We start from the raw sequence: 7,080 nt of genomic DNA on the forward strand, positions 1-7,080 counted from the left end.
CCCATTTTCACCTGGTCAATTACCTAATTTTCAGGCAAAAAGTCCCGGAATTTTCCCCTCAATCACTGCAAGGGTCGGGACTTTTTGAGGTCAAAAAAGTCTAAAAGCCTTATCCAACAAGGTTTTTAGATTTATTCAGCATACCCTACTTAGTTTGAAAGATATTTTGTACCATTTTTTTATCCAAACCTGCGGCAATTTTATCTAATTCTGCTATTTCCCCACTGTCTAAACTCCATCCTAAAGCGCCTAAATTCTCCTCAGCTTGCCGAACATTTTTAGCTCCGGGTATAGGAATTGTTCCCTTACAGATACACCAATTTAAGGCAACTTGACTAATAGTCTTATTTTTAGCTTGGGCGATAACTTCTAGGCAACTCATCAGAGGAGAAATAGCGGGAATTAATTGACCAAAAAGGAAGCGACGTAATCCTGGGGGTAAGTTTTTATTATCTCGATATTTCCCGGTTAATAACCCCAAAGCTAAGGGACTATAGGCAATAATTTTAATACCCAATTGCTCACATAGTTCCTTTAATCCCAAGTCAGTGAGAGGATAGGTAGAAAGGAGAGAATACTGTACCTGTAAACTGGTAATAGGAATGCCGCGACTGGCAAACTTTTGATAGGCAGACTTCAATCTTTTCGGTCCAAAATTGGATAAACCGACTCCTTTAACTAACCCCTTTTCCAGACAATCTCCCAATCCGTCTAATAATCCTCCCTCCTGCCATGGCGCATAATTGCCCGTTGACCAGTGCATTTGCACTAAATCCACTGGGCGGCCTAGTCTGGTTGCCGAAGCTTGACAAGCTTTCACCATGGCATGACGGGTTAAACGCCAAGGATAAGGGGCGAGTTTGGTGGCAATACGGATATGATCAGCGTTATAACCGCTATATTCCCCTGTAAAGCGTCCTAATAGCTTCTCACTCTGTCCGTTGAGTTTGCCTGTCCCGTAGGAGTCTCCCGTATCAAATAGGGTGACACCCCACTGGACGCAGAGATTAAAAACCGCTTGTAACTGGCTATCCATACTCTCATCGTAACCCCAGAGAAGACGATTTCCCCAGGCCCAAGTACCGCAGCCCATGGGGGGAAGGGATAGAGTTTGATGTGTGACTGTCAAGGGATTCATGGGTTAGTTTCTCTGGGTTTTTTCTCAAGCTTTCAGCAAGATATTTTATACTAAATCTGGTTATTAAAGACTGATTATTTATTCCCCTTTTTGCATGAGTGCATGAGAAGAAAACGGGTTTCTCCGAGAAACCCGTTTTCTGTACTAAATCGACTTAGGTTTTTGTTTAACAAATAATCCCCGCAACCAATAGTAAAAACTATCGATATAAGTAAAAATTACCGGCACAACCACCAAAGTTAACAGGGTGGAAGTGGTAAAACCACCAATAACGGCAATCGCCATCGGTGCGCGAATTTCCCCATCTGCACCCAAAGCTAAAGCAATCGGTAACATCCCGGCAATTGTGGAAACGGAGGTCATAATAATTGGTCGTAAACGAGAGACTCCCGAATCAATCATCGCCTGAAACTGCGGTTTCCCTGCCTCAATGCCACTCAGGGCAAAATCGACTAACAGAATCGCATTTTTAGTGACTAATCCCATCAGTAAAACTATGCCAATTAAAGCGTATAAACCTAACTCTTTTTGGGTAATTAAAAGAGCGATTAAAGTACCACCAATCGATAAAGGAAGGGAAGTTAAAATCGCTAGGGGATAGAGAAAATTGTTATACAACAAGACCAGAATCCCATAGATCGAAATAATTGCTAAACTTAATGCCCCCAAAAAACGAGCGAAGATATCGCGCATAATACGAGCATCACCAAAGGGTTCTTCTGTCACCTCTGGGGGTAAGTTTTTCATGATTGGTAAAGTGCGAATTTGTGTCACCGCACTTCCCAAAGAAACTCCCTCTAAATTAGCTCCAATATTAACCTGACGTTGACGGTTAAAGCGTTGAATTTCCGCAGGTCCACTACCTAAGCTAATTGTCGCCACCGAGTTAAGCGGTACTAACGTCCCATTACTGCTAGGAACGCGCAAATTTTGCAGAGTTTCTATCTCACTGCGTCCATCATTGGCAATTTTTACCCGGATGGGAATTTGTCGGTCAGCAAGGTTAAATTTAGCTAAATTAAACTCATTATCGCCGATTAAAGCTAAAGATGCAGTACGAGCGATCGCTCTGACCGAGACTCCCTGATCGGCAGCCCGGACAGGATCCGGTTGAATAATGATCTCCGGTTTAACTAAACTTACCCCGGAACTGACCTCGACAAAACCGGGTAAAGCCCGCATTTCTCGCTCTAATTTTTGGGCAGTTTGGGTTAAAATATCGCCATTTTCACTTTTTAAAATAATAGCGACATCCTTAGTGCTTCCTGCTCCCCCCTGCGCCCGAAAACTAACTCTAGCACCAGGTATCTTCTGGAAATCCCGGCGGGTTTGTTCCTCAAATTGCCGTTGAGTTAGCGATCGCTGTTCCTTAGGAACTAAATTAACATATATTAACCCCGTATTTACCCGTCCCGAATCTCCCGGAATAGCCAAAACATTAGCGACGGCGGTATTTTTTTGCAGTAAACTATTCACCTGATTAGCCACGGCAACAGTATCATTCAAAGTCGCACCGGGAGGCAATTCTAGGCTTATTGTACTTAATCCGGTATCCCCAGAACTAAATAACCCTTTTGGAATCAAGGGAACTAACTGTAAACTACCGATAAAAAAGGCCAAAGCCGCCAATAAAGTCAGGATTCGATGACGTAGGGACCAAGTTAACAAACTTTTGTAGGGACGAAAACGGGGGCGCGAGGAGGGATTATCATCACCAGTTTTGAGCTTTTTCGGCTGTAGAATATAGGCACTTAACATGGGAGTGACGGTGACAGCGATCAAACTGGAAAATAGGGTAGAAACCGCCACCGTAACGCCGAAAGGTTGAAAGAATTGCCCCGGCACACCGCCCATAAAAGCAACCGGCAGGAATACCGCTATAATTGCCGCCGCACTGGCTAAAACGGCTAATCCAATCTCTTTTGAGGCATCAAAAGCCGCTTGCAAGGGTTTTTTACCCATAGCTAAATGTTGATCGATGTCCTCCACCATACACACCGCATCATCGACAAGATTACCCAAAGCTAAAGCTAAGGCCAGTAGGGTCATGCCGTTAAGGGTATAATTTAGGGACTGCATCACCCAAAAAGTCGGGAAAATCGACAAAGGCAGGGCCAAACCCGTGATAATCGTGGCGCGCCAATTGCCTAAAAATAGACCCACCGTGATCACCGTCATCATACAACCAATCAGGAGATCGCTCAGAAGGCTTTCGTAACTAGCACGAATTGAGTCAGCACGGGTAAAAATTAATTGAAATTTAATATCTTCGGGCAGTTTTTTCTTTAAATTCTCGATTTCTTGGCGCACTGCTGTTTCTACCGTCACCAAGGTGCTGCCAGTCCCCCGTAAAATCGAAAAACCCACCACTGGCTGCCCATCTAAGAGGGCCATTTGTCGAGGATCACTGGAACTATCGCTAACTGTCCCTAAATTGCTTAAGGGGACGGTATCACCGTTAGGTAAAGAGATTTGATAATTTCTTAAATCTTCGATCGTTTCAGCGCTGCCGAGGGTGCGGACAGTTTGTTCACTGCCACCGATTTCCGAGCGCCCTCCGGGTAAATTAATATTAAAACTACGAATTTGGTCATTAACCGCCGTGGCCGTGATACCGTAGGCGATCAGACGACCGGGATCTAAATCTACACGCACTTCTCGATCGACTCCCCCAACGCGATCAACTCGTGCTACCCCCGGCACTCCCGTTAAAGCGCGGCCAATTTGACGATCAACTAGATCACTTAATTCGGCGATCGATCTTTTCGGGGAGGAGATGGTGTAGTTCATCACCGCACCCCCGGCAAATTCTAAACGTTGGACAATTGGATCATTAGCATCTTGGGGTAAATCCTGCCGAATTTGCGCTATGGCATTACGCACATCATTGGTAGCGCGATCGCTGTTAGTGCCAAGGATAAAGTTAACGGTGGTGGTGCTGCTGCCTTCGTTGATGGTAGAAGTAATTTGATCGATATTACCCAAAGCAGCCACCGCATCCTCGACTTTTTTGGTGACTTGGGTTTCCAATTCCTCTGGACCTGCGCCGGGTTGATTAACGGTGATAATCACGGCCGGAATGTCAATATTAGGAGAGCGATCGATCCCTAATCCTAGAAAGGCAATGTATCCCATTAAGGCCATAACCAGGGAGATCAGGATCGTCGGAATGGGATTTTTGATAGACCAATTAGAAATATTAAAAGCCATAATTTCAGTTATCAGTTATCAGTTATCAGTTATCAGTGGGTAAGTTATCAGTTATCAGTTTTTGGTTTTTGGTTTTTGGTATTTTCTTGGCAGGTTTTTAGAATAGCCCAAAGCATTTTACCAATTTCCTCCGCATCATCATTGATACTTTGAAAGGCTCTTTCCTCTATGTAGAGCTTGCTGAATAAATCTAAAAACCTTTTTGGGTAATACTTTCAGACTTTTTGTCAATCAAAAAGTACCAGTTCTGGAAGCGATCGGGGTAAAATTCAGGTACTTTTTCTCTGAAAATTAGGTAATTGACCAGATGAGAATCGGTAAAAACCTACACCCCACACCCCACACCCCACACCCTGTCCCTACGAAAAACTTTTTCAGCAGACCCTATGTAATTCGTGTCTTTCAATAGAGACAGCCAATACTTTGTTTCTAGACATTCCTTATAAGCTATTGACATTTTAGCTCGAAAATCAGCTTGAGAAATAGCTCCATTAGCCTCGGCAATGTTAGCCCCGATTGAAGTGCCACTCCTTAATAGCTGTTTTGACAAAACATATTCTTGTTTAGTCTCACACAAATATTTATAGCCTTTAACAATCCTAATGGCAAATTTATAAGCTTTATCATAAACTTTACTCTCCATCTGTTTGCCCCGCTACCGATCACTGATTACTGATTACTGATCACTGATCACTGTTTACTGATCACTGATTACTGATCGCTGATTGCTGTAATTTTGTCGCCATCACCGAGATAGGCTGCCCCTTTGGCCACAATGCGATCGCCCGCTTGTAAACCGGTGAGAATTTCCACGCGATTATTCGGCATAATTTGACCTAATTGCACAGTTTTGGCGGTAACGGTGTTATCAGGTTCAACTAAATAAACTAGAGCTTGATTATCTTTTTGGGGTAAAACTGCGGTCATGGGGACGGTTAAACTATTGCTAGTATTCGTCACGATCGCACCTCGTAAAAACATCCCCGGTTTTAACCCTGTATTGTCGGTTAAATCGACTTTAACCGTTGCTTGACGGGATGCCTCATCGACGATGGGATTAATTTCGCGCACCTGTCCCGATAATTTTAAACTGGTATTAGCATCGGAAGTGATAGTAACGGGCGCTCCGACGCGGATTAAGGGCAATTGATTCTCAGGAACCCGCAATCTTAGCTCTAAACGCCCATTTTCGATGATTTTAAAGAGAGCATTTTGACCGTTGGTGGTATCCCCGATGCGGCCATTTCTTTCGGCAATTTTGCCACTGACCGGGGAAATCAGGCGCGTCTCGTTTAATTGGGCGTTAACAATGGCTAAACGGCTTTGAGCTTCCGCTAATTGGGCTGTAGCTTGGGCTATCACTTCAGGACGATTGCCTGCTTGCAATTGTGCCAGTTGCTGCTCTGCTTCTCCTAAACGGGATTGGGTCTGTTGTACGATCGCCGCTTGCTTTCTTTCTTCATTGAGGACTTCATCGAGACGATCCCGGGCGATCGCTCCTTCCGCTTCTAAACTTTGGTTTCTCTGGACGCGTTTTTTGGCCAAATCCCAATCCGATTGAGCTTGACTAATTTCGGCTTTTATGCGTTGAATAGTTTGTTTAGCTCCAGCGATCTCCTCTTTACGGCTACCCGCTTGCAATTCTGCCAAACGCGCCCGGGATTGGGCGACATTTGCCTGTGCTTGGGTTAATTGCGCTTGTAGGACGGTATCATCGAGACGAGCCAAAATTTGACCTTGGCTGACCCTATCCCCTTCATCCACAAAGATTTCTTTGATTTGTAGTCCCGTCGCTTGGGAAAGAATCGGGATTAATTCATCGGCTGCCACGCTTCCAGTCGCTTTCAGGGTGCGGGCCACGGGAGTAAATTCTACCCTAGTGGTGGTTACTGTTTGTGCTGGTGCTTCATTTTTTGCCGCTACGGGCTGAGTATTGGGGTTTTGGGCTGTTTGGGGTCGATTAGCGAAACGAGTCGCCCCCAGGGTCAATAAAACCCCCAATCCCACACCGATAAATAAACCCTTTCCTCCCGATAGCCACGAGTTGGTTTTTGTCGGTTTTGGCGAGTATTCGGGTTCCTCTGGCTCAATTTCGGGTTTAAATGCGATAACTTCGGGAACTAGCGAATTATCGGCTGAATGCTGGTTATTTTCTAGGGTATCTGGCCGCACGGTCTGCCCTCTCGGTAGATTCTGGATAAAATGTTAAGTTTTGTATCCATTTATAATCTAACGGAAAAAGGTCACGGGTGGGGAAAGTGAGAAAGTGGACTTGCTGTAAAAATCCCAAATTGTCGTGGTTGGTGAGGATTCAGTAGGCAGTAGTCAGGAGACAGTAGGCAGTAGTCAGGAGACTCCGAGACAGGAGACAGTAGTCAGGAGACAGTAGTCAGGAGACAGGAGACAGTAGGCAGTATTCAGGAGAATTAAGAATGAGTAATAATCAATTAAATGGTTTATTTAGAGATTTTATGCCAGTTAATCTGGCTCTCCCCTACTTGTGGTCTTGACATCCTCACCGCCGTAAACGGACGGTGATTCCCAAACCTCACGATTTAGGTTTCTGCTTCTTTCCCTTGCGGGGTTCCGCACCTGCCTTAACAGATTTACGCTGTTCTGGTCTTATGGTCGCTCTACAGACTGACACCGCAAGCCCTGCGGCCAAAATATTTTTACTGGCGTTAATATCTCGGTCATTGTGAGTCCCACAGTCTGGACAGTCCCATTCTCGA

General features: G+C 44.8%; 4 protein-coding genes and 1 pseudogene. All 5 read right to left on the bottom strand.

Features of this window, described 5'->3' with window-relative positions; genetic code table 11:
* Positions 1-145 precede the first annotated feature (145 nt).
* Positions 146-1,138 (bottom strand): aldo/keto reductase, encoded by a 993-nt coding sequence (locus tag PX482_RS03460; RefSeq protein ID WP_288095899.1) that lies wholly within the window; start codon positions 1,136-1,138, stop codon positions 146-148.
* Positions 1,139-1,282: 144 nt separating this feature from the next.
* Positions 1,283-4,348 (bottom strand): efflux RND transporter permease subunit, encoded by a 3,066-nt coding sequence (locus PX482_RS03465; RefSeq protein ID WP_288122065.1) that lies wholly within the window; start codon positions 4,346-4,348, stop codon positions 1,283-1,285.
* A 385-nt stretch (positions 4,349-4,733) separates the two neighbouring features.
* A pseudogene (locus PX482_RS03470) lies at positions 4,734-4,991 on the bottom strand (four helix bundle protein); the annotation flags it as partial.
* Positions 4,992-5,059: 68 nt separating this feature from the next.
* Complete coding sequence (locus PX482_RS03475) at positions 5,060-6,520, bottom strand: efflux RND transporter periplasmic adaptor subunit (RefSeq protein ID WP_147069538.1); 1,461 nt, start codon at positions 6,518-6,520, stop codon at positions 5,060-5,062.
* Between the two features lie 376 nt (positions 6,521-6,896).
* A partial coding sequence (locus PX482_RS03480) for a zinc ribbon domain-containing protein (RefSeq protein ID WP_288122067.1) occupies positions 6,897-7,080 on the bottom strand: 184 nt, incomplete at its 5' end.

Source organism: Microcystis sp. M53602_WE12, from assembly GCF_030065455.1.
Lineage (GTDB): Bacteria > Cyanobacteriota > Cyanobacteriia > Cyanobacteriales > Microcystaceae > Microcystis > Microcystis aeruginosa.

Coding starts and splice junctions, on each gene's coding strand:
- PX482_RS03460 (WP_288095899.1), bottom strand. CDS start 1,138: ATGAATCCCTTGACAGTCACACATCAAACTCTATCCCTTCCCCCCATG.
- PX482_RS03465 (WP_288122065.1), bottom strand. CDS start 4,348: ATGGCTTTTAATATTTCTAATTGGTCTATCAAAAATCCCATTCCGACG.